This window comes from Gaoshiqia sp. US2 (assembly GCF_059705485.1).
The window spans coordinates 5,626,538-5,653,260 of sequence record NZ_AP048550.1; the positions used below are offsets into that span (position 1 = coordinate 5,626,538).

Sequence of the window (26,723 nt, forward strand, 5' to 3'; positions counted from 1 at the left end):
CGCCGTTTATATATTTTTTATAATTTTGCAACACTTTTTTCGCAGCAATGGCTGAACTGGCAAAATATAATATTGCATTTAAAGGATTGGCACTGGGAGTGCACGAATTTGAATATCAGATCGATAAAAAATTCTTTGATTTTTTTGCCGGGGGAATCGCTGAAGACGGGAACGTCACAGTAAAAGTCGTGCTGGAAAAACAGAGTGCATTCATGGTTCTTTGGTTTCATGTGAGCGGAACGGTTAAAATTCAATGCGACCGGTGTCTCGACCCTTATGATCAGCCAATCATCAGCGAGAACAAAGTCTTTGTCAAATATGGCGAAGATACCTTTGAAGAAGGGGATGATGTCATTTGGGTGAGTACAAACGAGTACCAGTTAAACGTTGGAAAAATGATCTATGATTTTATCATTCTTTCCATTCCAATCCGCCAGGTTCATCCGGCAGACAAAAACGGCAAAAGCCTTTGTAATCCGGAAATGCTTGAAAAACTGAACAACCTGACATCTTTATCAAGTCCGCAGGAAAATCTGACAGACTCGAGATGGGATGAATTGAAAAAATTATTAGAAAACGAATAAAGACTTAAAAAAATGGCACATCCAAAGCACAAAACATCAAAATCCAGAAGGGATAAGAGAAGATCACACCACAAGACTACACCTGCAACCTTGGCAACTTGCTCAAATTGCGGGACCACGGTAAAATACCACACGGTATGTCCTGAATGTGGGTATTACAGAGGAAAGCTCGCTATCGAAAAAGAAGTTACAGTTTAATCCTGTCCACGATAAACAAGGGCTGTCCAAAAAGCTAAAAATCAGGTTTACTGATTGTACTCAGCGGTGATTGTGAATTTAACTCCGATGTGGCGACGAGTCCCATGTCCGGAAAAAAGTTCAGACAAACAGGTTACCGGGGAAATAGTTTTTTGAACAGCTTTTTTTATTTGTTTAATTAAATTTTTGAACGTTTCAATTAATTGTTTTAAAACGACTTACGCCTGTATCTTTTGCGTATTTTTCTTTGTGCTTCAAATTTTTACTTCTATCTTTCGCACTTCTTTTTTATTAAGTTATAGCATAGATTTATTTACCCGTCTGTATGTGGTATATGGACCGGATTATCGTTTAAATTATTTATTATGAGAGATATTCGTGCAGCAATAACTGGTATTGGTGCATTTCTGCCTGAATACAGGTTAACCAACGAAGAACTGAGCACAATGGTTGATACTTCCGATGAATGGATCATGCAACGCATCGGAATTAAAGAGCGCAGAATTTTCAAAGAACCCGGAAAGGCGACCTCGGATATGGGAACGGCTGCGGTGTTGCAGTTGCTCGAAAAAACCAACACGGCCCCCGACGAAATTGACCTGCTGATCTGCGCGACCATTACTCCCGACCGGCCACTCCCCGCTGCTGCCAATGTCATCAGCAGAAAAGCGCGGCTGACAAGCGCCTGGAGTTTCGACATCAATGCCGCTTGTTCCGGTTTTGTTTTTGCGTTGACAACGGCTGCCAGCTTTGTGGAATCGGGCAGGTACAAAAAAGTCATCGTTGTCGGGGCCGACATGATGTCGTCCATTACCGATTATACCGACCGGACGACCTGTCCGCTTTTTGGCGACGGCGCTGCCGCCGTCTTACTGGAGCCAACAACCGAAGAGGTAGGAATTTTCGATCATATCAATCATACCGACGGGAAAGGGCGTCATTACCTGCACATGAAGGCCGGAGGCTCAAAACGTCCCGCGTCTGTCGAAACCATTCAGAACCGGGAACACTTTGTCCATCAGGACGGGAAAACAGTATTTAAATATGCCGTATCGCGCATGGCAGATGTGGCCGTCGAAATCATGGAAAAGAATGGAATCACCCCTGATAACCTGGCGTGGCTGGTTCCGCACCAGGCCAACATGCGCATCATCGACGCTGTAGCCCGGCGAATGGGCATCAGCCCGGCACAGGTGATGATCAATATCGAAAAATACGGCAATACCACCGCTGCCACCATCCCGCTTTGCCTTTTTGATTACGAACCTCAGCTAAAAAAAGGGGATAACGTGATTCTGGCAGCATTTGGCGCCGGATTTACCTGGGGATCGGTTTATCTGAAATGGGCATACAATTCCTAAATGCTTAGCATACAAACAACAAATCAAAATTATCATCATGAGTCGTCTTGTCATAAAAAGCCACGGGGATTTTGAGAAATACGTAGGCGAAAAATTGGGAGTATCCGAATTTCACACCATTACCCAGGAACAAATCAACAAATTTGCCGACGCTACCCTCGACTACCAATGGATCCACACCGATCCGGAACGTGCCAAAGCCGAAGGAGCATTCGGTACCACCATTGCCCATGGCTACCTGAGTTTATCCTTGCTTCCGGTTATGTGGGAACAGGTCGTTCAGGTCGAGAATTTCAGCATGTTGGTTAACTACGGGATCGAGAACTTCAAATTCGGCCAGCCGGTATTGGTCAACAGCCGGATCCGGACGCATGTTTGGCTGAAATCGATCGCAAATTTACGCGGGATCAGCAAAGTACACCTTCAGGTTTCGATGGAAATTGAAGGCAATAAGAAACCGGCTTTCGAAGGACAACTGATCTTCCTTTACCACTTCAATCAGTAGCCAAGGCCAATTTTATTCGTTATTTTTTTTGGAGATAAACTAAAAAACTAAAGTGTTCGTTCTTAAATAGACCGAAAGCTTTAGTATATTTGGTCTCTTTCAAAAAAAGCAAAAATGGCAAAGTCGTATAACGAAATTAGTTCTCAGGAAATTAACCTGATTGGCAAAGGCACCAGTATCACCGGTGATATTCACTCGGAGGGAGATATCCGTATTGACGGCGAATTGAACGGAAATCTGAAATGTTTGGGAAGAGTTGTGGTTGGAGACACCGGCAAAGTTTCGGGAGAGATCCATTGTAAGAACTGCGAGGTTTCAGGCTATCTGAAGGGAAAACTGGTAATTGAGCAACTCTTAAGCCTAAAATCTTCGTCAAAAGTCCACGGAGAAATTAACACCGGCAAACTCAGTATTGAGCCGGGCTCTGTTTTTACCGGATCGTGTGCGATGGGGGATCAAACCAAGCATGAAGAACCCAAAACTAAATAAGCAGAAGAAGACATTTGATCAGTTTATCAAGTATTCGAACCTGGCTTTTGAGATGATCGCGATCATGGCCCTGGGAACCTATGCGGGCCACAAGATTGATCACTGGCTTAATCTTTCATTTCCGGTATTCACCCTAAGTCTGATGTTGCTCTCCGTCGTTGGTGCAATTTATCACGCTATCAAAAATTTTTTAAAATGAATCCTTTCATGAAGCGTTTTCTCACCCGGACCAGCCTGCTTGGTGTCGTATTTTTAATCATTGGCTACCTGGTCTATTATCAGTTATTTACCGGACTTCACTTCCCCTTTTTCCCGGTAATCCTGTTTTTTTTCTTCTTTATCACAAACCTTGTTCATTATTACTTGTTAGGTATTGCTGATAAAAATATGGCCAGGTTCACCGCCCGTTTTATGGGGATGAATTTTGTCAAGATGTTCATTTATCTTGTCTTCGCCATTGTTTTTGTGTTGTTCCGCCGCAATCAGGCTACCATCTTTCTGGTAAATTTCCTGATCATTTACATTGCATTTTCTATTCTGGAAGTGTATGAGATTACGCGTGTGGTAAAACAAAAAAAATAATTGAAGCTGTTGGATTTTTTTTACTAATTTGGGGGAACTTTTTCAAGCGTATGATCATGTTGAAGGTTGACTTTCCTATAAAACCAGCCAGACCAATACAACGTCTGGCTATTGTATTGGTTTTCCTTTTGGGAAGCCTCAATTCACATTTGTTGTATGCAGAGGAACATCCTGCAGACACGCACACATCGGGGCATGAAGAAGAATTTGTACCGGGAGAGTTTGTCATGCACCACGTTCTCGACGCTTATGAATGGCACATCGCTACTTTCGGGAAAACCCACATCAGTATTCCGCTTCTAATTATTGTGCACAGCAAAAACAGCGGCTGGCATTTCTTCTGGTCTTCGAGATTCCATCACGGGCAAACGCCTTATCAAAACTTTCAACTTGCACATGCCGGCGAAAATGCCGGAAAAATTGAAGAAATAAATACACAGGGCGAAGTAATCGGATTACCCATTGACCTGTCGGTTACCAAAACGGTAGCGGGAGCCTTTGTCAGCGTTATCGTTCTGCTCTGGATTTTTTTATCGGTAGCCAGGTCGGCCCAAAAAAATGCGGGCAAGGCGCCAACCGGTATTCAAAACTTTGTAGAGCCGGTGATTGTTTTTATCCGCGACGAAGTAGCGAAACCTTCAATTGGTGAAAAAAAATATGAAAAATTCATGCCGTTCCTGTTAACCTTGTTTTTTTTCATCCTGATTAATAATATTCTAGGATTGGTTCCCATATTTCCTTTTGGCGCCAATGTCACCGGAAACATTGCCGTAACCCTGGTGCTGGCTTTGTTTACCTTTATCATGACCAACATCAGCGGCAACAGACATTACTGGAAAGAGCTGTTTAACCCCGATGTACCGCTGGGACTGAAATTCCCGATTCCGTTAATGCAGGTAGTCGAATTATCCGGAGTGTTTGTCAAGCCTTTCGTTTTGATGGTTCGTTTGTTTGCAAACATGTTAGCCGGGCACATGATTGTAACGGTATTTATCAGCCTGATCTTCATTTTTGGAAAACTCATGGGAGTTTATGCCGGGCTGGGAGTTTCGGTTATTTCTGTGGGATTCTCCATATTCATTTTTCTGCTTGATGTTTTGGTTTCTTTTATTCAGGCTTATGTATTTACCCTGCTCTCGGCTTTGTACTTCGGCATGTCAACCTCAGAACATCACTAATTTATACACTATAAATTCAATTCTATGTTATTAACAACCATTTTAACCGTGATTTTAGAGGCAGCCGCCGGCGCATCGCTCGGCAGTTTTGGCGCTGCTTTGGGCGCAAGTTTCGCAGCAATTGGCGCCGGTATGGGCATTGGCCGTATCGGTTCCAGCGCGATGGAAGCAATTGCACGTCAACCTGAGGCCGCCGGTGATATTCGTTCAAGTATGATCGTATCGGCCGCTTTGATCGAAGGTGTTGCTTTCTTTGCTGTGATTACCTGTGCATTGGTAATTTTAGTTTAAGAATTTTCATTACCCGCTGTCCGCTCCCGGGGTTGCCGGGAGCCCGGACAGCATCTAAAAACAAACATTATGGGATTAGTTACGCCTGATTACGGGACCATATTCTGGATGCTGATCGTTTTTGGGGTCACCCTCTTCATACTGAAAAAATTTGCATGGAAACCAATTCTCCATGCCCTGAAAGACCGGGAAACATCCATTGAAGAAGCGCTTTCGTCAGCCGACAAAGCCCGGAAAGAAGTAGAAGGACTGAAAGCAGATCACGAGAAGATTATTACCGAGGCCCGTAAAGATAAAGATGTGATTCTGAGGGAAGCGAAAGATATGAAAGACCACATCCTGGCCGATGCAAAATCACAAGCAGCCAGGGAAGGACAAAAACTGATTGAATCGGCACGCGAACAGATTGAAGCAGAAAAACAGGCAGCGATCGCCGAAATGAAAAAACAGATGGCTGAATTGTCGGTTTCCATCGCCGAAAAACTGATACGAAAAGAATTGGAAGATAAGAAAGATCAGGAAGCTTTGGTCAATACCCTTCTGAAAGATCTGAAATTACAATAATTTATGGATCAAAGTAAAATCACCGTCCGCTACGCCAAAGCCTTTTTTACCCTGGTCAAAGAGAGAAATCAACTCGACGCCCTGAAGAAGGATGTCGAACTGATATATCATCTTTGTACCGACAGCGCTGATTTTAGGTTGCTGCTGGAAAGCCCGGTCGTTAAAACATCCCAAAAGATCAAGCTGATGGAGGCGATCTTTAAAGGAAAGGTACATGAGATTAGTCTGAGTTTTTTATACATGCTTGCCGAAAATAAGCGGGAGGCTTATCTCGCTTCCATTTGCAGAAATGTGCTTGCACTTTTCCAACAAGATCAGGGCATTAAAAATGTGGTCATCACCAGCGCAATGGCGCTTGGTCCCGAAATCATCCGGCAAATAAAACAACAGCTCGAATCTGGTTTAAACGCCCGGATTGAATTACGCGAGCAAATCAACCCGGAACTTATCGGAGGTTTTATCCTGCGAATTGATGACCGGCAGGTGGATGCCAGTATGGCCAGCCAGCTGCGAAAAATAAAAGAAGAACTATTACAATCAGAAATAAAATAGAAAATCAAGATAGTCATGGCTGATATAAAACCCGCCGAAGTATCCGCAATACTGAAACAACAACTGGAAGGCTTTCAGTCGGAAGCCGAATTGGAAGAAGTGGGCACCGTGCTCCATGTTGGCGATGGTATTGCCCGCATTTACGGTTTATCCAATGTTGAGTCAAACGAAATGATTGAATTCAGCAAAGGGATGAAAGGCATCGTTCTGAACCTGGAAGAAGATAATGTGGGCGCGGTACTCTTAGGTCCATCCGAAGAAGTAAAAGAAGGCGATGTCGTAAAACGACTGCGCCGTATCGCATCCATCGAGGTGGGCGAAGGCCTTTTAGGGCGCGTCATCAACACCATTGGTATCCCGCTTGACGGAAAAGGCGCCATTCAGGGTGAAAAATTTGAAATGCCGCTCGAACGTAAAGCTCCGGGGGTTATTTTCCGCCAACCGGTAAAACAACCGCTGCAAACCGGCCTGAAAGCCATTGATGCGATGATTCCTATCGGACGGGGGCAGCGGGAGCTGATTATCGGCGACCGTCAAACCGGTAAAACAGCCGTGGCCATTGATACCATCATCAACCAACGTGAAAATTACGAAAAAGGCAAACCGGTTTATTGTATCTATGTTGCCGTAGGCCAAAAGGGTTCCACCGTGGCCAACATCGCTGCCCTGCTCGAAAAGTACGGCGCCATGAAGTACACGGTGATCGTATCGTCAACGGCTGCCGACCCGGCAGCCATGCAATTTTACGCGCCATATGCCGGAGCGTCAATTGGAGAATATTTCAGGGATACCGGCCGCGATGCGTTGATCATCTACGACGACTTATCGAAACAGGCCGTATCGTACCGCGAAGTATCTCTGTTGCTGCGTCGTCCGCCAGGCCGGGAAGCCTACCCGGGTGATGTTTTCTACCTGCACTCGCGCCTGCTGGAAAGAGCAGCCAAAATCATCGATTCGGATGAAGTGGCCGCACAAATGAACGACCTCCCTGAATGCTTAAAAGGTAAAGTAAAAGGCGGTGGTTCCCTGACAGCTCTTCCCATTATCGAAACACAGGCCAGCGACGTTTCAGCCTATATCCCTACGAATGTCATCTCCATTACCGACGGACAGATCTTCCTGGAATCAAACCTGTTTAACGCGGGGGTTCGCCCGGCTATCAATGTCGGTATTTCGGTATCGCGCGTTGGAGGAAACGCCCAGGTAAAAGCCATGAAACAAATTGCCGGTACCTTAAAGCTCGACCAGGCCCAATTCCGCGAACTGGAGGCCTTCTCCAAATTCGGGTCCGACCTCGACGCCGCCACCATGCGCGTACTCGATAAAGGGCGTAAAAACGTAGAAATACTGAAGCAAGGCCAATATGCCCCGATGAAAATTGAGCACCAGATTGCCATCATTTATTGCGGAGCAAAAGAGTTGTTACGTCATATCCCGGTAAATAAAGTGCGGGCATTTGAGAAAGACTTTCTGGAGCACATGGAATTGCACTACCGTCATACCCTGGATGAATTAAAAACAGGAGCCCTGACGGCAGATGGCATCGCAGCGATTGAAAAAGCCGCCGCGGATATTTCGGAGCGCTACAAGTAAAAGCAGGAGTTCCGGAATTCAGGAATGGGAAACTTTTGACACATTAACATGGGCAGTTTAAAAGAAATACGTACACGAATATCATCGGTAAAAACAACCCGGCAGGTAACCAGCGCCATGAAAATGGTATCGGCAGCAAAACTGAAAAAAGCACAGGATGCAATTCTTCAGATCAGGCCTTACGCCGATAAACTATCAGAAATTCTGGGCTCGCTCAGCGCCAGCCTCGAAAATGCCGGCGGATCGGTTTACACTGAACAACGCGAACCGGAGCAGGTGTTACTGGTATTAATCAGCTCGAACCGGGGCTTGTGCGGGGCATTTAATTCGTCCATCGCCAAAACAGCCCTCGACTTGGCTTTCGACCAATATGCCCGTCAGTTAAAAAACGGGAAACTCGACTTTCTGGTAATCGGGAAACAAGGAGAAAAATACCTGAAAGCCCGTAAGATGAATGTTGCCGGACAGGCGAATGAGATTTTTGACAGTCTGGATTTTGACCATGTATCCAAACTTGCCGAAAACCTGATGTACGATTTCGCCACAACTGTTTACGACCGAATAGACCTGGTTTACAACGAGTTTAAAAACGCGGCGGTACAGATTTGTACCACAGAACAATTTCTGCCTGTGGAAACCGGCCGGGAAGAAAAAGGCCCGGCAAATTATGATTTTATTTACGAGCCTTCGAAAGAGAAAATCGTACAGGAACTGATTCCCCGTTCGTTGAAGATTCAGCTGTTTAAGGCCCTGCTCGACTCCAACGCAGCTGAACATGGCGCCCGGATGACTGCTATGCACAAAGCAACAGATAATGCCACCGATTTAATCCAGGAACTGACACTGACCTTCAATAAGGCCCGCCAGGCAGCGATCACAAACGAAATTCTGGAGGTAACCAACGGCGCAGAGGCCTTGAACGGATAAGCGATCTCAACCCCATAAAACACAAAAAAAGGAGCCTCAAACGAAGCTCCTTTTTATATTTAATTCGAATACAAATTATTCTGATAAAGCGTAACGGATAAAACCGGTAGCGGTAAGTCCTTTGCTGGTGGAATTCAGATATTCGCCCACAGTAACTTTGTTGTCTTTCACGAAAGCCTGATTTAACAAGGTACTTTCTTTGAAAAATTTAACCAGAGCGCCTTGTGCAATTTTATCCAGCATGGCTTCAGGTTTACCTTCCAAACGGAATTTTTCTTTCGCAATTTCCAGCTCTTTTTCAACAACCTCGGGCGAAACGAAATCTTTATCAACAGCAACCGGGTTCATGGCTGCAACCTGCATCGCCACATCTTTGGCAACTTGTTTGTCAACAGGCGCCTGGTTAAAACCAACTACCGTAGCCAGCTTATTTCCCGGGTGGATATAACCCACAACCGAATCAGCCTGAAGACTGCTATAGAACGATAACTCAATTTTCTCACCGATAACGCCGGTTTGTTCGGTTACATGATCGGCGATGGTACGACCATCCAGTTTTAATGCTTTTAACGCATCGAGATCTGCTGGTCTTTCGGCAATAGCCAGGTCCAGAAATTTTTGGGTCAAGCTAACAAAACCTTCATTTTTAGCAACGAAATCGGTTTCGCAGTTCAACACAACAATTGCCCCAAACTTGTTATCATCGCTCACTTTAGCAAGAACAGCACCTTCTGTCGCATCACGGTCAGAACGTTTACTTGCAACCAGTTTACCTTTTTCCCGGATAATTTCAATGGCCCGGTTAAAATCGCCATCTGCGTCGGACAGTGCATTTTTACAATCCATCATGCCGGCGCCAGTTGCTTTACGCAACTTCATTACATCTGCAGCAGTAATTGCCATAATTTTTTGTTTTTATATTTCGGGAATGAGCAATTAGTCTTCCAATTCTTCTTCGTCATTCGTTTCGTCGGCCTCAACCAAATCTTCATCTTCTTCGTCTTCATCTTCTTCAACTAAATCTTCATCTTCTTCGAATTTAGCAGCAGATTTTTTGGCGTCAGCTTTTTTCGACTTTTTCACAGGAGCATCGTCTCCGTCTTTTTCACGCTCAACCTTACGTTCGTTCAAGCCTTCGGCAATTGCGTCGCACATCAGGCGAACGATCAGTCGGATAGACTGAGAAGCGTCGTCGTTTGCAGGAATAACAAAGTCGATCCCATCGGGGTCAGAGTTCGTATCAACCATCGCAAATACCGGGATACCCAGTTTTTGGGCTTCACGTACAGCGATTTTTTCTTTCAATACATCAACCACAAACAAAGCGGCCGGAAGGCGGGTCAGGTCGGCAATCGAACCCAACATTTTTTCCAGTTTTGCGCGTTGACGTGTAATTTGCAACTTTTCGCGTTTTGATAAGTTATCCCAACTGCTATCTTTGGTCATTTTGTCGATAGAGATCATTTTCTTAACCGCTTTGCGGATCGTTGGGAAATTTGTAAGCATACCGCCGGGCCAACGTTCAACAACGTATGGCATATTCACTTTACCAACAGCATCAGCAACAAGCTCTTTGGCTTGTTTTTTTGTTGCCACAAATAAAATTTTGCGTCCCGATTTGGTAATTTGTTTAATCGCAGCAGCAGCTTCGTCAATTTTTACGACTGTTTTTTGCAAGTCGATGATGTGTATCCCGTTTTTCTCCATAAAAATATACGGAGCCATGTTTGGATTCCACTTTCTTTTCAGGTGACCAAAATGTACACCTGCATCCAATAATTCCTGAAAATTTGTTCTTGGCATCTTTTTACTTTTTTAAATAATTTGTTGAAAAGCAACCCCTGAGTAGTCCCTCTAAACCGGAGAGTCTCAGTGATTTCAGATCCACAGTTATTTTGAAATAATCTATTAACGTTTTGAAAACTGGAAGCGTTTACGGGCTTTGGGCTGACCTGGTTTTTTACGTTCCACTTCACGCGGATCGCGGGTCATAAAGCCTGCACGTTTCAGTTCAGTTTTTGATTCCGGATTGATTTCGACCAATGCGCGGGAAATAGCTAAACGTACAGCTTCGGCCTGTCCTTTAATACCGCCGCCATCCAGGTTGACATGAATATCATACTGATCGGCGACACCAAGCAGGTTAAGAGGCTGCATAACAATAAACTGTAGCGTACCACTGGGGAAATATTCATTCAGTTCCCGCTTGTTAATGGTAATCTTTCCTTTGCCTTCGCTGACAATAATACGGGCAACGGCAGTTTTTCTACGTCCTAAGGTGTTAACTACTTCCATTGTTATAATTTAATAGTATTAAAATCAATTACTTTCGGGTTTTGAGCTTCATGCTTATGCTCAGGACCGGCATACACTTTCATGTTCCCGTAAATAGCATGTCCCAGACGATTTTTTGGTAACATCCCTTTTACGGCTTTCTCAACTAAACGCTCAGGAAATCTTTTCAGAATTTCCGAGGGGGTTTGGCTGCGCTGTCCTCCCGGATAACCTGTATAACGCAGGTATACTTTGTCATTCAGCTTGTTTCCGGTCAAAATGACTTTCTCGGCATTGATGACAATCACATTGTCTCCACAATCAACATGAGGAGTAAAATTAGGTTTGTGTTTTCCACGCAGCATTTTGGCTACGGCGCTGGCCAAACGACCCAGCGGTATACCGGCGGCATCAACCACAACCCATTCTTTGTTTACCGTGGCGCTGTTGGCCGATACGGTTTTGTAAGATAAAGTATCCACTTGCTCAATTTTTTTTTAATTAAACACTAAAAGTTGCAAAAACTTACATTTCAATTTGTTTGAAGTTTCCGGGTTATTAACATCGGGCCCGTTAATAACTTTTCTATCTTCAACATTTTTAATAAATTATAAGAACTGCAAGTACGGACAATAATCGGGACTGCAAAAGTATTTCTTTTTTTTGAAATTGCAAACGCATAGAAAGACCAAAAAGAAAATTAACACAAAGATTTCCAAGAATTAAGAGACCGGCCATCGCAACCGGGCTTACAAAACAGTAACAGTCAGAAAATACCCGTTGTGTTTGCGAATATTAATAACACGGTTTTGATCAAACAGCACATACTGTCCTTTCATTCCCAGCAGCTTCCCTTCAATAACCGGATCCTTGTCAAAAGTTAAACTATTGATTTTATCCGGGTATTCGAGCACCGGATACTCCAGCGCTGCCAACTGGCTGTCGTCGCACTCATATTGTTTTAGTTCGTCCGGAAGAAGGCTGATCACATTAGCCTTCTCTGCCAGCAGATCAATGTTGTTGTCTACCCTATTCTGAAGCATCGTTCTCCAGTTGGTTTTATCGGGGAAATACTTCTTCAGGAAAACCTCAATCACCCCGGCGATATGGCGGTTAGGCGTTTTGGCAACGCGAATGGCATAACTGGCTCCCTGATCAATCCAGCGCGTTGGAATTTGATGATGACGGGTTACACCAACTTTCAGCCCACCCGAAACAGCCAGGTAAACGTAGTGATCGATCAGGTCGTGTTCTTTTGCCCATTCCAGATCGCGGGCGATGCCAAACTGGGCTTTGGATAACTCGGGGCGCATGACGGTCTCGCTCGCCTCGGGCACTGTTTGAAAGCACGAATAGCAAAAGCCTTGTCCAAATGAGGTTTTCGTTTTTTTACCGCATGCCACACAATTAATCTGCCCGTCGAATCGAAAGCTGATTGGTTTGCCCAGCAAGGCATTCATATCAATTTGTTGATCTCCCACCGGCAGTCGATATTGGATGGGAGCGCCCGGCTCGGTGTGCATTTTCAGTATGTTTCCCTGGTATTCCATAGTTTATTCACGTCAAGTTTATAAATACAAAAACGATTCGCTGAACAAATTCAAAACATCGTGAATCTCTTTCAGTTCAAAAAAACGGTCACTCTTAATTTCTTTCGGATCCATCCGTTCGTATTCCCAGGTTGTATAAAAGGGAATATGTGCCGCATAGCCCCCCAATTCAATCACCGGCAAAATATCCGATCTCAGCGAATTGCCCACCATCAGAAAATGATCGGCCTGAATTTCCAGGTGCTTCATTAATTCCAGGTAGTTCTCTTTCCGTTTATGGGTCATGATTTCAATGTGATGAAAATACTTCAGCAAACCCGATTTTTTCAACTTTCGTTCCTGATCGAGCAAATCGCCCTTGGTGGCTACCACGAGCCGGTATTTCCCGTACAGTTTGTCCAGCAAATCAACAATACCATCAAGCAGGACCACGTCCTTTTGCAGCATGTCTTTGCCAATACGAATGATTGCTTCAATCTGGTCAGGACGTACTTTTTTTGAAGAAACCAACAAGGCCGTTTCAATCAACGAGAGGATAAATGCCTTGATGCCGTAACCGTAGAGTTCCATATTTTGCACTTCAACGCGAAACAGCTCTTCCATCACTTTCCGGTCGGGCGCATAGGCTGCCATGACGCGGCAAAAAGACTGCTCGGCTTCGCGAAAAAAATTTTCATTCTCCCAAAGGGTGTCATCGGCATCAAATGCAATGACTCGTATATCTTTCAAACTCATATCACTTTAAAAAGCCTGATCCAGGGTTTGGACGGCAAGAACTTCATCGAGCAGTTCTTTAGAGACCGAAGTTTCCAGTTTTATCTTGACCTCCTTTCCAGGCAACAGGTCGAAATAATTATCCGAGAAAAATCCTTCCTCATCGCCAATAGTCAAAAACAGGTTTTTGGCCAGTTTGCCGGATTGCAGCCTGATTTCGTAACCACCGTCAACAGCGGCAATGGAATATTTTACTTCCGGTTTTGGCAAATTCAGTTCTTTCACCGGGCGAAAATAATACAGGTTGTTGGCTATCGTCTGCCCGTTTTCCATCACTTCGGTAACCAATACCTGGTTCCGGCTGTCTTTTCCCTTCAAAAATTCAGGTTGATTGACCTCGAAATACGAAGCGGCGGAGTTGGCCGGAACCGTCGCCGGCACATTGCTCTCCCAGGCTACTTTGCCGTTGAAATCGACCAGGCTGAGCTTCAGTTCGGCATCGATTCCCTGTAGTCGGTCATTTACAATACTCACTTTCAGCAGATCACCTTCAGTGTAAGGCGAAATCAACACCTGTTCAAAGCCTTTTTTCACATAGTATTGCAAGGCTTTCCAGCGCTGGTAATAATCGGTTGAACTCCACGAAGCCACCGGCCAGCAATCATTGATCTGCCAGTACAGGCTCCCCATACAGAAAGGCATGGCCCGGCGGTGTCCTTCCAGGGCAAATTTAATCCCTTCGGCCTGCAACACCTGGTTTACGTACAGGAACGATTCAAAATCTTTCGGTTTTTTATAGTCCTGCAACATGTAATATTCAATGGTTTTATTCCCGATTGACGAACGCTGGTGCGAGTTCATCACCTCCGAAACAATGTCGAAATCTTCGGGCAAAGCGTATTGTTTCACTGTTTTTAGTTCGGGGAACGACTGAAAGCCGTATTCGCTCATAAAACGGGCCAGGTGGGTCGCGTAGTTTTTAAAGGGTTCTTTTCCCCACCAAACCCCCCAGTAATGTTCGTCGCCATTCACCAGGTCGGCCGGAATACCAGTTCCGGAAGAAGGGCTCGAACTCCAGTAAGCCCGTGAAGGATCGTAGGTTTCAACCGCTTCCGGCAAAACCTGGTGGAAAATATCCTCATAGGCTTTCCAGATTCTGTCGGCGTTTTCCTGGCTCTTGGCCTCTTCTGCCCGTTTCCAGCCCCAACCAAACCAGGCAGCCAGAATCTCGTTATTGCCGCACCACAAAGCGATACTGGGGTGATTCCGCAAGCGTTTCACCTGATCAGCCGCTTCTTCTTTCACATTTTCAAGAAAAGCTTCGTCGCCGGGAAACATCGCGCAGGCGAACATAAAATCCTGCCAAATCAGGATACCGGCTTCATCACATAAGTCATAGAATAAATCATCCTCATAAATACCTCCACCCCAAATACGCAGCATATTCATGTTCGATGTTTTCGCCGTACTGACCACGGTGCGGTACATCTCGCCCGAAACACGCGAAGGGAACACATCGTTGGGAATGTAATTGGCGCCTTTCATGAACACGGGTACGCCATTGAGTTTAAAATAAAACGACGTGCCCTGTTCGTCTTTTTCGCGAACCAGTTCGAGGGTCCGGATCCCAACACGATCTGCTATTCCGGTTGTTCTTTTGCCAACAGTAAGGTTGGCTTTAATCTGATAAAGCGGTTGCTCGCCCAGGCCGTTTGTCCACCACAGTTTCGGGTTGGCAATTTCAAAATCAACCGAATAAGAAGCAGCGCCTTTCCCCAAGTTTAGCCTGGCCGTTGCCAGCACCTTTCCTTCATTTTCAATTTGAATCGTTGCCGGGGTTTTATCTTCTGATTCGATTTCGACAACAGCCGTGAAACGGGCACGCCCGGTGTCCACTTCATGCTGAACCAACTGCATGTTTCTTATACGGACCTCATCCCAGGCTTTCAGGTATACCGGGCGCCAAATACCACTGGTCACCAGGCGAGGCCCCCAGTCCCAACCAAAATGATACCCGGCTTTACGGGTGTAAACACTCACCTTCTTGCCCTCTTCCACCTGACCAATTCCGGCCAGATCGTTATCCGAAACCGGAATTACCAGGTCGTTGGTATCATATTTTTTCAGGCCTTCAACAATGGGCGATCGGAAAACGATCTTCAGCTCATTATCGCCTTCTTTCAGATAAGGTTTTACCTCCACCAGGTATTCACGAAACATGTTATCGGTGGAAGTTACTTTTTCTCCATTCACAAAAATGTCGGCATAAGTATCAAGCCCCTTAAAATCGAGCGCCACGCGATCGCGTTCCAGCTCATCGGCCACCCGGAACGTTGTTTTGTAAGCCCAATTCAGTTTGTCGATCCATTGCAGGTCGTGCTCGTTCATCCGGTAAAACGGGTCCTGAATAATTTCGGCTGACAATAAATCGGTATGTATACAACCGGGGACTACGGCCGGCAGCCATTCTTCTTTTCCGTCTTCCGAGAACAGCCAGCCTTCATTAATTTCCTGTATCATATCAAGTGATGAATCTTTTGGTTGACAGGCAACCAACAGGGATGCTGTCAACATGATTAAAATGAATAAGCGTCGGGTCATTGGTTCTGAGTTTAATTATATGAAAATCCAAAATTCGGAAATGAAACGGGGATTCACAAGAAAAGACTGGCTGATTATAAAAAGATCCGGCCTTTTTCGCAAGACCGGATCTCTCCTGATTAAACTTCAGGCAGTTTCCACGGACTGCGGTAAGTTGGGATCAGGTATTTATTCGCCTCATCGTCGCCGATGAATTGACTTTTCCCGCTGTCCCAGTAGAGGCGGCGCCCGGTTTTCAGGGCAATGTTTCCCAGGTGTGCCACGCGGGCGGTATTGGCAGCAATCTCGATACTGCAATTCAAATCGTACTTTCGGCTACGAACGCCATCGAGGAAGTTCGCCATATGCAGTTCCAGGCCTTTCCCGGTTCCTTTTTGCAGTTCAACCCGTTCCACGAGGTCTTTGTCGTTTTTGCGTTCCGGAATCACTTCCCAACCGTTACGGTCAACCACCAGCGTTCCGTTGTTGCCCACATAAGCCACCCCGTGATTGCGGCCAAAGTGTCCGCCATCGATTCCGGTACCGTGATCCCAAAGCAAGGTAAAATCATCGAACTCATAAAGCGCCTGCAAGGTGTCGGGGGTTTCGGAGGCATCGTCGGGATAAGCAAATTTGCCACCCATCGCCATGACCGATTTCGGCGCGTTGGCCTTCATGCCAAACAAACCGTAGTCGATAATGTGTACCCCCCAGTCGGTCATCAGTCCGCCCGCATAATCCCAAAACCACCGAAAGTTAAAATGAAAGCGGTTTGGGTTGAAAGGCCTTTTAGCGGCCGGGCCCAGCCAGAAATCATAATCAACGCCTTCGGGAACATCTTTGTCGGGTTGCACCGGAACCGGCTCCATCCACCCCTGATAAGCCCAGGTGCGCACGGTACGGATTTTTCCCAGCTTGCCCGAATAAACATAGTCGACCGCATCGCGCCAATGCGGATCGCTGCGTTGCCACTGGCCAACCTGAACCACTGTTTTGTATTTTTTGGCAGCACGCTCCATGATGTTAATCTCCTCGATGGAATTCGCGAGCGGCTTCTCGCAATAAATATCTTTCCCGGCCTCACAAGCTGCCACGAAGGGCAGACAATGCCAATGGTCGGGCGTGCCGATAATCACGACGTCTACCTCTTTGTCCTCAATCAGTTGGCGATAATCACTGTAAGCTTTGGGTTTTTTACCCTGCAATTTCTCGGTATCAGCCACGCGGGCATCCAACACCCGTTGGTCCACATCGCAAATCGCCACACATTCGGTATTTGGCTGACCAAGAAAAGCTCTCAGGTCGGCAAAGCCCATGCCTTTTGCGCCAATCAATCCGCAGCGGACTAACTTGTCCGGACCGGCACATGCGGTCATGGCAGCAGGCATGGAAGCGGCTAAGCCCACCACAGCGGTTGCTGCCGTAGTATTTTTAATAAATGTTCTTCTACTTGTTGTCATTGGTTTCGCTTATAAATGATATTTGTTCTCTCTATTTGGTTTGCATGGCATCGTCGAATGCCACATCCGAAGGGGCAAAGTCGGCCTGACAGACGAAACGGCAGGCTTCTTCGGCCCCCGCTTCGCGGTTCATGCCGCTGTCTTCCCACTCAACCGAAAGCGGACCATGATACTTTACATCATTCAGGGCGCGAATAATATTTTCAAAGTTGATCTTTCCACGGCCCAGGCTACGGAAATTCCAGTAACGGCGGTGATCACCAAACTCCACGTGACCACCGAAAACGCCGGCCGTAACCGGAACATCGCTCCAGTAAACATCTTTCATGTGCACATGGAAAATGCGGTCGGAAAATTCATAAATAAAGCGGACATAATCCACATGCTGGTAGCCAAAATGACTGGGATCAAAATTAAACCCAAAAGCCGGGTGGTTATCCAGGGCTTTTAAAGCGCGTTTTGCCGATTCGATGTCGAAGGCAATTTCAGTCGGATGGACTTCAAGGGCAAACTTGACGCCCATTTTTTGATATTCGTCCAGAATTGGTTTCCAACGTTTGGCAAAATCCTGGTAACCCTGATCGATCATTTCCTGCGAAACAGGCGGAAATGAATACAGCATGTGCCAAACGGAGCTTCCGGTAAAACCAACCACCGTATTCAGTCCGAGCATTTTAGCCACCTGCCCTGTTTTGATCATTTCTTCGGCTGCCCGCTGCCTCACGCCTTCCGGATCGCCATCACCCCAAATATACGCGGGCAAAATATTCTTATGACGTTCATCGATATTGTCGCAAACACACTGGCCAACCAGGTGATTGGAAATAGCAAACAGTTGTAAATTATAGCGTTGAAGTAAGCTTTTTCGTTCATCGCAATAGGCTTGATCGGCCTTGTCAATTTCCATATGATCGCCCCAGCAGCAAAGTTCCAGTCCGTCGTAGCCAAATGCTTTGGCTTTTTGACACATGGTTTCAATGGGTAAATCGGCCCATTGTCCGGTAAAAAGTGTTACAGGTCTGCTCATATTGGTTCAGATTTTAGACAATAGATATTAGATAATTGGTCATTGATAATAGCTCAAGGTTTCTGTCCCTCCGGCAGTAGCCGAAGGAAAATTACCCTCCTTTGGAGAGCTTAGGGGAGGCTGTTAAATTTCACCCATTTCACCGAGTCGTTGTAACCGGCTTCCACCACGGCATCAATAAACATCATTCCCCTGATGCCATCTTCAATTCCGGGGAAGTCGAGCATTTCGGGGCTTGGCGCCTGCTTATTCATTCTCGCCCGTAAAGTCAGCGAAAAATTCCGGTAAATGTTGGCAAAAGCTTCGAGGTAACCTTCGGGATGTCCGCCGGGAGTTCGGGTGTTATGAACGGCCGTACTGCCCATCTGCCCGGTTCCCACCCGCAACATTTCAGTTGGGCGGTCAGTCCACTTCAACCAAAGCGTGTTCGGCTCGTGCTGGCTCCATTCCAGGCCTCCTTTTTCGCCGTACATACGTATTTTCAGGGCATTTTCTTCTCCTGCGGCAATCTGGGTGGCAATCAGTACACCGCGGGCGCCATTATCATACCGGAGAAACGCGGCGCCATCGTCATCGAGCAGGCGCCCGGGAACGAAAGTATTGAGTTCGGCGCAGATTTCGGTGACTTTCAACCCCGAAATATATTCGGCCAGGTGATTGGCGTGTGTTCCAATGTCGCCCATGCAACCGGCTTTTCCCGAACGTTTGGGATCGGTACGCCAACTTGCCTGCGCATTTCCGGCATCTTCAACTTTTGATGCCAGCCAGCCTTGCGGATATTCAACATAAATTCGTCTGATTTTTCCAAAATCGCCGCGCGCCACCCGGGCTTTTGCTTCTTTTACGGCCGGATATCCGGAGTAGGTATGGGTAAGCGCCAAAGTTAGCCCGGTTTCATCCAGTTTCTGCTTAAGTTGAAGGGCTTCATCCAGGGTGAACGTGATCGGCTTATCGATAACGACGTGAAAACCATGATCCAGGGCCATCATTGCCGGGCCAAAATGAACAAAATTCGGGGTGACGATGCTTACAAAATCCATCCGTTCGCCCTCCGGCAGCCTGGCCTCCTGCTCAAACATTTCCTGATAGGTTTTATACACCCGGTTATCCGGCAAGAAATAGGATTTTCCCGAAGCAAGCGAAATATCGGGATTAACACTGAAACAACCGCAAACCAGTTCGATCTGGTTATCCATAAAAGCAGCCAGCCGGTGGATGGCTCCAATAAAGGCGTCAGTGCCTCCACCGACCATTCCCATGCGAATTTTACGATTCATATTTGTTCGATTTAGAAGATTTTTGTTAGTAATTGGTCAAAGTTAAAAAATTTATCAAACTTAACCGCTAATTCCTTTCGCGAAAAAACGACCAGACCAGAATGGACTGGCTAAATAAAAAAAGATTGTATCTTCATTCAAATAATGCTATTTTTGAAAAATAACTAAACTCAATTTACTACCATGAAACGACGAAATTTTATCAGGAATACTGTCGTCGGCAGTATCGCTGCAACCGGATTAACATCCGGACTTTCCGCTTCTGCTTCCGAAAAAAAAGTATCCAACGATGCCCGGTTCAAGTTGAAATATGCTCCCGGCTTAGGCACATTTAACGAATTGGCCGGAAACGACCCGATTGACCAGATCAAATTTATGAACGACCAGGGTTTCAGGGCTATTTTTGACAACGGCTTAATGGGGAAAGAACCTGCTTTACAGGAAAAAATTGCCAATGAACTAGCCCGCCTGGGCATGGATTTGGGCCCGTTTGTATTGTATGCCGATTTCAGCGTGAAATCGTTTGTTACCCGAGACCCGGAAATTAAGGCCATGCTGAAAAAGAAAATGAATGAGGGGTTGGAATGCGCCAAACGTACGGGAGCTAAAACAGCGCTGGTTGTTCCCGGACGATTTACCGATGATTTGGAGTGGGACTACCAAACCGCCAACGTGATTGACAACATGCGGATGTGCTGCGAAATCGTGGAGCCATCGGGCCTTCAGCTGGTCATGGAGCCGTTGAATGCATGGGCCAACCACCCCGGTCTGTTCCTGACCAAAATTCCGCAGGCCTACCTGATTTGCCAAGCGGTAAACAGCCCAAGCTGTAAAATTGTAAACGACCTGTACCACCAGCAAATTACCGAGGGCAACCTGATCCCGAATATTGATCTGGCCTGGGATGCTATCGCGGCCTTTCACATCGGCGACAATCCCGGACGGAAAGAACCGGGAACGGGTGAGATCAACTACAAAAATATTTTCAAGCACATTTACGGGAAAGGATATGACGGCACGCTTTGCTGTGAACATGGACGCAGCCTGCCCGGAAAAGAAGGCGAACTGGCCTTCATTGAAGCCTACCGTAAAGCCGATAGTTTTTAAAAAAATCAAAAATAGTTTTTGCTCCGGATTCTAACCTCCGGAGCATTTTTCTTCGGTTAAGCAGGACTGCTGCCAGAATTGAGTTCATATTCGCTCCAATCTGATCGAATAGCAGGTGCTTTAACTCGCGTTGACAGGTATGTTGAAACCTGATGTCTTCTCTCTTTGGGATTTCGGAATGAAAAAAGCAATGGACAGTAAATATGACGCACCACCTAAGATTACAATAACAGATCCAACCTGTGAGCCGATTATATCTGAAAGCAATCCCATAAAAAATGGAATGACAGCGCCGCCAAACACACCTGTAATCATCAACCCCGAGATTTCGTTTGCTTTATCGGGACACGACTGGATAGCCATTCCAAACAGAATCGGGAAAATATTGGCTATCGAGAACCCGATGATCCCGTACAACCCGAAAATCAGGAACTTATCGCTGGTAAAAATCAAGGCTGTCAGGGCAATTAACATAACCACTGCATTGATTTTGTAGAATTTCGATGAGGAATATTTCGCTAACAGGAAAGCACCCAGAAAAGCTCCAATTGTACGAAGGGCAAAATAAACGCTGGGGCCATAACCCGCCTCGATGGAATTCAGTCCGGCGCGTTCCATTAGTATTTTTGACGAAGCTGTATTGACGCCCACATCGACCCCAACGACGAATAGAATACCGAGGAACAGCAAAAAGATGGTTTTATCTTTTAAAATGCTCATCACACTGCCAAAGCTGGTTGTTTGTACGGCACCCATGTCTTCAGCAATAGGGACGGCCATCAGCCAGATGGTTGACAACAGCGTAACAACAGCGTAGACCGGGAAAATGTATTGCCAGTTCCCAAACTGCGATGCCGCGAATGCAGCAATAAACGGGGCGCTAAACGATGAAATGGCTTTTATGAATTGTCCTCCGGTGAGGCTGCTGGTCAACTGATCACCTTTTACCACGTTGGTCAGCAACGGGTTCAATGAGACCTGGAGAATGGCGTTGGCAATCCCCAGCAAAGCAAAGGCAACCAGCGACATGACGAAGTTGTATTCGATCAGGGGGATAAACATTGCTATCATCGTGATGACATTGCTCAATACTACCGTTTTTTTCCTGCCAATCCGGTTCATCAGCATCCCGGTTGGTATCGAAAAAATTAAGAACATGGAAAATAAAGCCACCGGTATCAGGTTCGACAGGGTATCCCTGAATTCAGGGCTATACCCGCCCAGCAAATCTTCTTTTACATGTGCCGAAGTTATGCCGACCACATCGCAAAAACCCATCACAAAAAACCCGAATAATACGGGAAGCATTTTTTTATACAACATTTTATTTTTCATCGTTGAAAGTACTGATTAGTTAAATTTTTGATCTAAGTGGTTTCGTTTTCTCCCAGAACCCATCATCTAAGAGGCGCGCGCTCCCGACCATGGCCGCTGATTCCATTAATTCTGAAACCATGATTTTCACCTCCACGTTTTGATTCCGCAGCGCGTTTTCAAATGCCGGACCAAACAGTGGATAGGCCCCCGAAACATTTCCGCCAATGACAAGGCATCCGGCTTCAAATGTATTCAGCAAAATCGTTTTCCTGATAGCAACGGCCCAATTGTTCAGTATTTCGTTAGCCGGAGCCTGGTTGTCAACGTTTTGTCCAGCATAGCTTTCAGGAATCATTCTCCCGTTTTCCATATCAACTAAAATAGTGCTGATATGGCTACCCCCGATGTCGGCCCCTATTGCGTATTTTTTCGTCATAGCATAAAACCCTTATTTCATAAAGGCTACTACCAACATGGCTTCTCTTCCGGAATTGTTTGTTACTGTGTACGATTTTGCGGCTGCCGGAACAACAAAGGTTTCGGCATATTGGAACGTGTCTGTCATCCCGTTGTCCGATTCGATGGTCACCGAAGTCCCTTCTACCAAACTCAGCACCTGGAATTTCCCGTTCGTTTCAATTTCTATTTCCGAATTGAAATGATAGCGGTTTACCCGGTACGAGTGTTTCTCGTGGGTCGGCAGTTCAAATAATTTCCAGTCGGCGCCTTCCTCTTTTAAATAAGGTTCTGAGATCAATTCTTTTTTTGCCTTTTCGCCTTTGCGGTCGAAATAAAGGTTTTTCATCCCGTGTTCAATATTCAGCGGCCGCGGGTTTCCGTCCAGGTCGGGGCGCACCCAGTCGTACATTTTAAAGGTGAAAATATACGGGGTGGTGCTGATTTCCAGTACCAGGTTGTCGATTCCCGAAGCGTGAATGGTACCCGGAGGGATCAGAAACAAATCGTGTTTTTTCGCGGGATGTTCCTGTACGAAACGGGTAATGTCGATAGCCGTGTTGGTATCGAAACTTTCCTGAAGCGCCGTTTCAAATTTCACGGGCTCAATATCTTCCTGAAAGCCTAAATATACCGACGCGTTATTTTTGCGGTCGAGAATGTAATAGGTTTCTTCCTGGGTCAGATTCTCTCCGAACTGTTCGCGGCAGTATTCGGGGCGCGGATGGCACTGCACCGAAAGGTTACCGCCGTCGAAGGTGTCCAGAAAATCGAAGCGGATGGGAAATTCGTCGCCAAGTTTTTCACGATCGGTTCCCAAAACGTCGTCGCCTTCGCCAAACATCAGGAAGTCGAATGAAACTTCGAGCAGGTTATGCGAACTTTCAAACACAATCCCGTTTTCGGGCGTAATCAGTTCGAATGACCAGGCATAATTCGGAGCTTTTTTATTCAATCCTTCAATGTGGTCTTTAATCCAGGTTCCGCCCCACACGCCGGGTTCGAACCACGGGCGGGCGCGGAAAAAATTGTTCGCCATCGTTTTCAGTCCCTTGCGCAACCGGTCGCCGCTCATCCAGGGAAAAACCTCGGATTGCTGCCCGTCAACAATAACACCGATGTCTTTCAGAATGTCTTTTTTGTGTTTGTTCAACACCACCCAATCGATAAAATAATACCGTTTGTACATGGTTTTCATGTCGAAAGCCTGGCTGGCCGCAAGGTTTCGGATGCTTTTTGCCCTTGCCCTAAACTGAAGTTCGTTCTTAGGAAGGTCGATGTAAATTAACATCCCGTTCCATCCGGATAATTGCGCTCCGGAGCCGTAGATAATATTCATGCCGGCAGCCGGATTTTGCTGAAGTCCATGCAGCTTTTCCTTGTCAAAAAAATCGTTCAGGCCGATGGTTGCGCGGGTGCCGAAAATCGAATCATCGGCGCCCATGAACGGGGCAATCAGTTTATCAATTTCGGTTTCGGGCTTGAATGCTTCTTCGCAGTTTACCCAATGCGCCGTTTGACCCATCGTTTTTAATTCGGCATCCATCTGTTCGCGGAAATCTTCGTAAAAAACGCCGATATAGCCATCGATTACAACCACTTTTTGCGAAGCAATCACCCCGGCAAGCGATTTTAAATCATGCGAAATCTTCCCTTCCTCCAGTTTTAACGATGGATAAATATCATATCCTGACGCGACTTCTTCGCCTTTTTGAAAAGGCATTAAAAACTGGCTTGTACTTCTTCTCTTTTTCATACTGACTATTTCAAATTAAAATTTGGCTCGCTGCCCAATTTTATGACCAATTCGCCGCCATTGACCACGTCACGGAAAGGGATAAAAACAGAATTCAGCTCTTTTCCGTTCAAGCCAACCGATTGGATGTAAGGATTGGAAGACGAATTATTTTCGGTTTTGATGGCAAATGTTTTGCCTTTGAAATATTTGTTGTTCAATTTGATGGTGACTTTATCGAACAGCGGGCTGCCGATCTGGAATTTCGGATCGATTTCGGTGAGACCTTTTACATCGAACAGACCAATCGACGACATGACGTACCAGGCGCCCAGTTGTCCCTGGTCTTCATCTTGTCCGTAACCGTAGCCATGAATGCCTTCGGTACCGTAAAACTCGTTACAGATGGCCCGCACCCATTTTTGCGAGAGCCAGGGCTTACCGGAGAAATTGAACATCCAGGAAATATGCAAATTCGGCTGGTTCCCATGGTTGTACAAGGTTTTTAGCCCAGCAAAGGCATCTACCTCTTTCCCGCCACCAAAAATATGTTTCTGCGATTCGATGAAAATGCTGTCGAGGCGGTTATTGAACGTTTCCTCTCCCAACTTTTTTACAAGTTCTTCGGGCTGGTGCGGCACATAAAAGGTGTACTGCACGGCGTTTCCTTCCTGAAAACCCCGCCAGGGGACCAGCGGATCGAAATCCTGAATAAATCTTCCTTCGGTATCTTTCGGGCGGATGAGTTTCGTTTCTTCATCAAACAAAAGTTTCCAGCCTTTCGACAACTGGTTCAGCTTTTCATAATCAGCAATTTTTCCAAGTTGTTTGGCAAATTGCGCTACGGCAAAACTGCTGAACGAGTATTCGAGGGTATGGGAAGCTCCAAATCCGGAACCTTCCTCTACGGTCCTCATGTTAAAACGTTCCTCGTAGGGACAATAGCCCCGTTCAACAAACTGGCGGGTATCCATTTTCCCGGCTCCTTCAATCCGGCCTTCCCAGCCAATTTCGTTTTTCAGGGCAGCCTCGTAGCCCAGTTCCACATCAAAATCGCGGATACCACAGTTATAAGCCGAGGCAATTGCCAATCCGGTAAAATTGGTCCCAACACCCGACACATATTTGCTGCATGCAATTCCGTCGCCCAGCCAGCCGGCATCTTTGTAAACCAGCAACTGGCTTTGTACCCAGTCGGAATAATATTCGGGATAGGCCACCGCCCACAACTGGGTCAGGTTCCAGAAAGCGCCCCAAATGGCATCGGTATTATAATGATGGTGAACCGGCTGACCTTTTGAATTGAGTGCAATCTGCCCGTTTTCGCCATTGTTTTTCGGATAGGCGCCATTCATATCGCTGGCCAGGCCGCGGCCAAGCAAGGCATGGAACAGGCCGGTATAAAATTTCACCTTATCGCTCTCATTGGTCCCTTCAACCGTGATGCGGCCCAAAGATTCCTCCCATGTTTTCCGGGCGATTTTCAGGGCTTTGTCAAAATCCATCTGTTCCGCTTCCGCTTCGAGGTTCAGGCGTGCATTTTCAACCGAGGTGTACGATAAGCCAATTTTTATCTCGATGACTTCGTTTTCTTCGGTATCGAAGGTGAAATACAGGCCCGCACCAACTCCTTTTTCATCTTTTTTGTCCGGCGTAATTTTATCTTTTACAAAACTTCCGAATGAAGCCGGCTTCCTGTTCATTTTTCCTGAAAAGTACATCCGCACATCGACGCCTTGCTGGTATTTATTTACATACACCGGCCAGGTGATCACATATCCTTCAATGCGGCCATCGTCTGAATACGACACCCATGCGTCTTTCACCTCGCCGCTTTCGCCCTGTTTGTTGCCGATGTCAAACAGAATATTGGCCTGATTGGTTTTCGGGAACGTGTACCGGTGAAAACCCACCCGTTTTGTGGCGGTGAGTTCGGCTTTCACCTTGTAATCTTTCAGCAAAACCGAATAATAACCCGGTTTGGCAATTTCATCTTTTTTATCGAAGCGCGACCGGTAGCCTTCGTCCGGGTTGTCAAGTCCTCCGGGTACCGTTTGCAACGCGCCAACGGTAGGAGCAACCACCACGCCGCCCACCTGAAACTCGTGGAAATTGGCAAAGCCTTCGATGGAAGTATGCCGGAAATCGTAGCCAACCGCCTGCCATCCTCCTGTATTTCCCAGGTGTGCATCCGTTGAGGGGGCCAGTTTGGCCATGCCAAAAGGTACCGCTGCCGGGGTGTAGAAAAACCAGCGGCAATGCGCCGTGCCAATATTGGGATCAACATAGTCGGTTAGCTTTTTTTGATCCTTCGCTTGTGCCGGAAATACGGCAATAAAAACAAAAAGAAATAAAGCCACTACAAATTCCAGTTTTTTTTGGTATCGAACAGTCATGTAAGT

Annotated in this window: 28 protein-coding genes; 14 read left to right on the forward strand and 14 right to left on the reverse strand. The window is 46.2% G+C overall.

The window, feature by feature from the left end; translation table 11 throughout:
* Positions 1–47 precede the first annotated feature (47 nt).
* The 13 genes from AC6H3C_RS22635 (at position 48) to atpG (ending at position 8,824) form a co-directional block, all read left to right on the forward strand.
* A complete protein-coding gene (locus AC6H3C_RS22635; RefSeq protein ID WP_497517837.1) occupies positions 48–584 on the forward strand; it encodes a YceD family protein in 537 nt (178 codons plus the stop codon).
* A 12-nt stretch (positions 585–596) separates the two neighbouring features.
* A complete protein-coding gene (gene rpmF / locus AC6H3C_RS22640) occupies positions 597–782 on the forward strand; it encodes a 50S ribosomal protein L32 (protein WP_497517838.1) in 186 nt (61 codons plus the stop codon).
* A 365-nt stretch (positions 783–1,147) separates the two neighbouring features.
* A complete protein-coding gene (locus AC6H3C_RS22645; RefSeq protein WP_497517840.1) occupies positions 1,148–2,143 on the forward strand; it encodes a beta-ketoacyl-ACP synthase III in 996 nt (331 codons plus the stop codon).
* Between the two features lie 37 nt (positions 2,144–2,180).
* Complete coding sequence (locus AC6H3C_RS22650) at positions 2,181–2,648, forward strand: MaoC family dehydratase (protein WP_497517841.1); 468 nt, start codon at positions 2,181–2,183, stop codon at positions 2,646–2,648.
* A gap of 114 nt (positions 2,649–2,762) precedes the next feature.
* The gene (locus AC6H3C_RS22655; protein WP_423129479.1) at positions 2,763–3,137 is read left to right on the forward strand and encodes a bactofilin family protein; all 375 of its coding nucleotides are present in this window, start codon (positions 2,763–2,765) and stop codon (positions 3,135–3,137) included.
* A complete protein-coding gene (locus tag AC6H3C_RS22660) occupies positions 3,115–3,336 on the forward strand; it encodes an AtpZ/AtpI family protein (RefSeq protein WP_497517842.1) in 222 nt (73 codons plus the stop codon). Before AC6H3C_RS22655 ends, AC6H3C_RS22660 begins: the two co-directional genes overlap by 23 nt.
* Positions 3,337–3,344: 8 nt before the next feature.
* The gene (locus AC6H3C_RS22665) at positions 3,345–3,719 is read left to right on the forward strand and encodes a hypothetical protein (RefSeq protein ID WP_497517843.1); all 375 of its coding nucleotides are present in this window, start codon (positions 3,345–3,347) and stop codon (positions 3,717–3,719) included.
* Between the two features lie 56 nt (positions 3,720–3,775).
* The gene (gene atpB, locus AC6H3C_RS22670) at positions 3,776–4,897 is read left to right on the forward strand and encodes a F0F1 ATP synthase subunit A (RefSeq protein WP_497517845.1); all 1,122 of its coding nucleotides are present in this window, start codon (positions 3,776–3,778) and stop codon (positions 4,895–4,897) included.
* Between the two features lie 24 nt (positions 4,898–4,921).
* A complete protein-coding gene (gene atpE, locus AC6H3C_RS22675) occupies positions 4,922–5,188 on the forward strand; it encodes an ATP synthase F0 subunit C (RefSeq protein WP_423129483.1) in 267 nt (88 codons plus the stop codon).
* A gap of 69 nt (positions 5,189–5,257) precedes the next feature.
* Positions 5,258–5,752, forward strand: coding sequence for a F0F1 ATP synthase subunit B (locus tag AC6H3C_RS22680; protein WP_497517847.1), 495 nt, complete (start codon positions 5,258–5,260; stop codon positions 5,750–5,752).
* A 3-nt stretch (positions 5,753–5,755) separates the two neighbouring features.
* A complete protein-coding gene (gene atpH, locus AC6H3C_RS22685) occupies positions 5,756–6,304 on the forward strand; it encodes an ATP synthase F1 subunit delta (RefSeq protein ID WP_497517849.1) in 549 nt (182 codons plus the stop codon).
* Between the two features lie 15 nt (positions 6,305–6,319).
* Positions 6,320–7,897: a F0F1 ATP synthase subunit alpha gene (atpA, locus tag AC6H3C_RS22690; protein ID WP_497517850.1), complete on the forward strand. Its 1,578-nt coding sequence runs from the start codon at positions 6,320–6,322 to the stop codon at positions 7,895–7,897.
* Positions 7,898–7,945: 48 nt separating this feature from the next.
* Complete coding sequence (gene atpG / locus AC6H3C_RS22695) at positions 7,946–8,824, forward strand: ATP synthase F1 subunit gamma (protein WP_497517851.1); 879 nt, start codon at positions 7,946–7,948, stop codon at positions 8,822–8,824.
* A 75-nt stretch (positions 8,825–8,899) separates the two neighbouring features.
* On the opposite strand, the gene tsf is transcribed toward atpG, so the two are convergent.
* The 10 genes from tsf to AC6H3C_RS22745 all read right to left on the reverse strand — a co-directional run bounded on the left by tsf (position 8,900) and on the right by AC6H3C_RS22745 (position 19,706).
* On the reverse strand, positions 8,900–9,727 hold the full coding sequence (tsf, locus tag AC6H3C_RS22700; protein ID WP_497517852.1) for a translation elongation factor Ts: 828 nt from the start codon (positions 9,725–9,727) through the stop codon (positions 8,900–8,902).
* A gap of 33 nt (positions 9,728–9,760) precedes the next feature.
* Positions 9,761–10,627: a 30S ribosomal protein S2 gene (gene rpsB, locus AC6H3C_RS22705; protein ID WP_423129489.1), complete on the reverse strand. Its 867-nt coding sequence runs from the start codon at positions 10,625–10,627 to the stop codon at positions 9,761–9,763.
* Positions 10,628–10,732: 105 nt separating this feature from the next.
* Complete coding sequence (gene rpsI / locus AC6H3C_RS22710; protein WP_497517853.1) at positions 10,733–11,119, reverse strand: 30S ribosomal protein S9; 387 nt, start codon at positions 11,117–11,119, stop codon at positions 10,733–10,735.
* A gap of 2 nt (positions 11,120–11,121) precedes the next feature.
* Entirely contained in the window at positions 11,122–11,580 is a 459-nt protein-coding gene (gene rplM, locus AC6H3C_RS22715) for a 50S ribosomal protein L13 (RefSeq protein ID WP_497517854.1), read from the reverse strand.
* 267 nt (positions 11,581–11,847) lie between these two features.
* On the reverse strand, positions 11,848–12,648 hold the full coding sequence (locus AC6H3C_RS22720) for a DUF2797 domain-containing protein (RefSeq protein ID WP_497517855.1): 801 nt from the start codon (positions 12,646–12,648) through the stop codon (positions 11,848–11,850).
* 18 nt (positions 12,649–12,666) lie between these two features.
* Positions 12,667–13,377: an HAD family hydrolase gene (locus tag AC6H3C_RS22725; RefSeq protein WP_497517856.1), complete on the reverse strand. Its 711-nt coding sequence runs from the start codon at positions 13,375–13,377 to the stop codon at positions 12,667–12,669.
* Between the two features lie 12 nt (positions 13,378–13,389).
* The gene (locus AC6H3C_RS22730) at positions 13,390–15,882 is read right to left on the reverse strand and encodes a beta-mannosidase (RefSeq protein WP_497517857.1); all 2,493 of its coding nucleotides are present in this window, start codon (positions 15,880–15,882) and stop codon (positions 13,390–13,392) included.
* A gap of 200 nt (positions 15,883–16,082) precedes the next feature.
* Positions 16,083–17,402: a Gfo/Idh/MocA family protein gene (locus AC6H3C_RS22735; protein ID WP_497517858.1), complete on the reverse strand. Its 1,320-nt coding sequence runs from the start codon at positions 17,400–17,402 to the stop codon at positions 16,083–16,085.
* A 31-nt stretch (positions 17,403–17,433) separates the two neighbouring features.
* Complete coding sequence (locus AC6H3C_RS22740) at positions 17,434–18,429, reverse strand: sugar phosphate isomerase/epimerase family protein (protein ID WP_497517860.1); 996 nt, start codon at positions 18,427–18,429, stop codon at positions 17,434–17,436.
* 110 nt (positions 18,430–18,539) lie between these two features.
* A complete protein-coding gene (locus AC6H3C_RS22745; RefSeq protein WP_497517861.1) occupies positions 18,540–19,706 on the reverse strand; it encodes a Gfo/Idh/MocA family protein in 1,167 nt (388 codons plus the stop codon).
* A gap of 183 nt (positions 19,707–19,889) precedes the next feature.
* Between AC6H3C_RS22745 and AC6H3C_RS22750 the strand changes: the two genes are divergently transcribed.
* Positions 19,890–20,813: a hydroxypyruvate isomerase family protein gene (locus AC6H3C_RS22750; protein WP_497517862.1), complete on the forward strand. Its 924-nt coding sequence runs from the start codon at positions 19,890–19,892 to the stop codon at positions 20,811–20,813.
* A 120-nt stretch (positions 20,814–20,933) separates the two neighbouring features.
* Here AC6H3C_RS22750 and AC6H3C_RS22755 read toward each other — a convergent pair whose 3' ends face one another.
* Genes AC6H3C_RS22755 through AC6H3C_RS22770 form a run of 4 tightly spaced genes read right to left on the reverse strand, consistent with a single transcriptional unit; the run spans position 20,934 to position 26,717 of the window.
* Complete coding sequence (locus tag AC6H3C_RS22755) at positions 20,934–22,148, reverse strand: MFS transporter (RefSeq protein WP_497517864.1); 1,215 nt, start codon at positions 22,146–22,148, stop codon at positions 20,934–20,936.
* Between the two features lie 19 nt (positions 22,149–22,167).
* A complete protein-coding gene (locus tag AC6H3C_RS22760) occupies positions 22,168–22,566 on the reverse strand; it encodes a hypothetical protein (protein WP_497517865.1) in 399 nt (132 codons plus the stop codon).
* Between the two features lie 12 nt (positions 22,567–22,578).
* Entirely contained in the window at positions 22,579–24,342 is a 1,764-nt protein-coding gene (locus tag AC6H3C_RS22765) for a class I mannose-6-phosphate isomerase (RefSeq protein ID WP_497517867.1), read from the reverse strand.
* Positions 24,343–24,347: 5 nt separating this feature from the next.
* Positions 24,348–26,717, reverse strand: a complete 2,370-nt coding sequence (locus tag AC6H3C_RS22770) for a GH92 family glycosyl hydrolase (RefSeq protein ID WP_497517868.1) — start codon at positions 26,715–26,717, stop codon at positions 24,348–24,350.
* Positions 26,718–26,723: the final 6 nt, after the last annotated feature.

Coding starts and splice junctions, on each gene's coding strand:
- AC6H3C_RS22635 (WP_497517837.1), top strand. CDS start 48: ATGGCTGAACTGGCAAAATATAATATTGCATTTAAAGGATTGGCACTG.
- rpmF (WP_497517838.1), top strand. CDS start 597: ATGGCACATCCAAAGCACAAAACATCAAAATCCAGAAGGGATAAGAGA.
- AC6H3C_RS22645 (WP_497517840.1), top strand. CDS start 1,148: ATGAGAGATATTCGTGCAGCAATAACTGGTATTGGTGCATTTCTGCCT.
- AC6H3C_RS22650 (WP_497517841.1), top strand. CDS start 2,181: ATGAGTCGTCTTGTCATAAAAAGCCACGGGGATTTTGAGAAATACGTA.
- AC6H3C_RS22655 (WP_423129479.1), top strand. CDS start 2,763: ATGGCAAAGTCGTATAACGAAATTAGTTCTCAGGAAATTAACCTGATT.
- AC6H3C_RS22660 (WP_497517842.1), top strand. CDS start 3,115: ATGAAGAACCCAAAACTAAATAAGCAGAAGAAGACATTTGATCAGTTT.
- AC6H3C_RS22665 (WP_497517843.1), top strand. CDS start 3,345: ATGAAGCGTTTTCTCACCCGGACCAGCCTGCTTGGTGTCGTATTTTTA.
- atpB (WP_497517845.1), top strand. CDS start 3,776: ATGTTGAAGGTTGACTTTCCTATAAAACCAGCCAGACCAATACAACGT.
- atpE (WP_423129483.1), top strand. CDS start 4,922: ATGTTATTAACAACCATTTTAACCGTGATTTTAGAGGCAGCCGCCGGC.
- AC6H3C_RS22680 (WP_497517847.1), top strand. CDS start 5,258: ATGGGATTAGTTACGCCTGATTACGGGACCATATTCTGGATGCTGATC.
- atpH (WP_497517849.1), top strand. CDS start 5,756: ATGGATCAAAGTAAAATCACCGTCCGCTACGCCAAAGCCTTTTTTACC.
- atpA (WP_497517850.1), top strand. CDS start 6,320: ATGGCTGATATAAAACCCGCCGAAGTATCCGCAATACTGAAACAACAA.
- atpG (WP_497517851.1), top strand. CDS start 7,946: ATGGGCAGTTTAAAAGAAATACGTACACGAATATCATCGGTAAAAACA.
- tsf (WP_497517852.1), bottom strand. CDS start 9,727: ATGGCAATTACTGCTGCAGATGTAATGAAGTTGCGTAAAGCAACTGGC.
- rpsB (WP_423129489.1), bottom strand. CDS start 10,627: ATGCCAAGAACAAATTTTCAGGAATTATTGGATGCAGGTGTACATTTT.
- rpsI (WP_497517853.1), bottom strand. CDS start 11,119: ATGGAAGTAGTTAACACCTTAGGACGTAGAAAAACTGCCGTTGCCCGT.
- AC6H3C_RS22720 (WP_497517855.1), bottom strand. CDS start 12,648: ATGGAATACCAGGGAAACATACTGAAAATGCACACCGAGCCGGGCGCT.
- AC6H3C_RS22730 (WP_497517857.1), bottom strand. CDS start 15,882: ATGATACAGGAAATTAATGAAGGCTGGCTGTTCTCGGAAGACGGAAAA.
- AC6H3C_RS22735 (WP_497517858.1), bottom strand. CDS start 17,402: ATGACAACAAGTAGAAGAACATTTATTAAAAATACTACGGCAGCAACC.
- AC6H3C_RS22740 (WP_497517860.1), bottom strand. CDS start 18,429: ATGAGCAGACCTGTAACACTTTTTACCGGACAATGGGCCGATTTACCC.
- AC6H3C_RS22745 (WP_497517861.1), bottom strand. CDS start 19,706: ATGAATCGTAAAATTCGCATGGGAATGGTCGGTGGAGGCACTGACGCC.
- AC6H3C_RS22750 (WP_497517862.1), top strand. CDS start 19,890: ATGAAACGACGAAATTTTATCAGGAATACTGTCGTCGGCAGTATCGCT.
- AC6H3C_RS22755 (WP_497517864.1), bottom strand. CDS start 22,148: ATGAAAAATAAAATGTTGTATAAAAAAATGCTTCCCGTATTATTCGGG.
- AC6H3C_RS22760 (WP_497517865.1), bottom strand. CDS start 22,566: ATGACGAAAAAATACGCAATAGGGGCCGACATCGGGGGTAGCCATATC.
- AC6H3C_RS22765 (WP_497517867.1), bottom strand. CDS start 24,342: ATGAAAAAGAGAAGAAGTACAAGCCAGTTTTTAATGCCTTTTCAAAAA.
- AC6H3C_RS22770 (WP_497517868.1), bottom strand. CDS start 26,717: ATGACTGTTCGATACCAAAAAAAACTGGAATTTGTAGTGGCTTTATTT.